Genomic DNA, 626 nt, shown 5'->3' with positions numbered 1-626 from the left:
CGGGTACGAGCTGCTCGACCATGATCGGAACATAGTCCGACGTGTTCTGTCCTCAGGCTCTTAGAGTACCTGATCATCGCGGAGAGCTTGAAGGCCGCAGAGAGGATCACGATTCACTCCCTCACGGCAGAAGAACGAACGATGGTCCTGCCTGCCGCGCGAATCATCCTCGACCTGAGCCGCCCCCAAAAACGGATCCAGGTCAAATCGGAATCTCCGGCTGGACGTGAACCGAGGCAAACTGCGCTGCGAACGCCCTGGGCGCGAGGTTTTTCAGCGCGGAATGCGGCCTGAACGAATTGTACTCCCGTCTCCAGTGCTCGACTTTTCGGCGGGCATCATCCAGGCTCAAGAACCAATGGGTATTCAGGCACTCGTCCCGGAAACGACCGTGGAATGACTCGATGAAGGGGTTGTCTGTGGGCTTTCCTGGACGGGAAAAATCCAGCGTCACATGGCACTGGTAGGCCCAGAGGTCGAGCACCTTACTGACGAACTCGCTGCCGTTGTCCACTTGAATTCTGCTCGGACTGCCTCTGATTTCGCTGACTTGGCGCATGGTCGCGACGACGTCTGCTCCCTTCAGCGCCTGGTCGACCAGAATCGCCAAGCACTCCCGGGTGAAG

At 58.5% G+C, this 626-nt stretch carries 1 protein-coding gene; it reads right to left on the bottom strand.

Going from position 1 to position 626, the window contains the following annotated elements; genetic code table 11:
- Window positions 1–202 precede the first annotated feature (202 nt).
- Window positions 203–626 (bottom strand): integrase core domain-containing protein (locus IEY63_RS22090; RefSeq protein ID WP_189071148.1); only part of this gene is annotated, 424 nt, incomplete at its 5' end.

The sequence above is a fragment of the Deinococcus radiotolerans genome (assembly GCF_014647435.1).
Classification (GTDB): domain Bacteria; phylum Deinococcota; class Deinococci; order Deinococcales; family Deinococcaceae; genus Deinococcus; species Deinococcus radiotolerans.
This window is presented reverse-complemented; position numbering and strand designations above follow the sequence as displayed.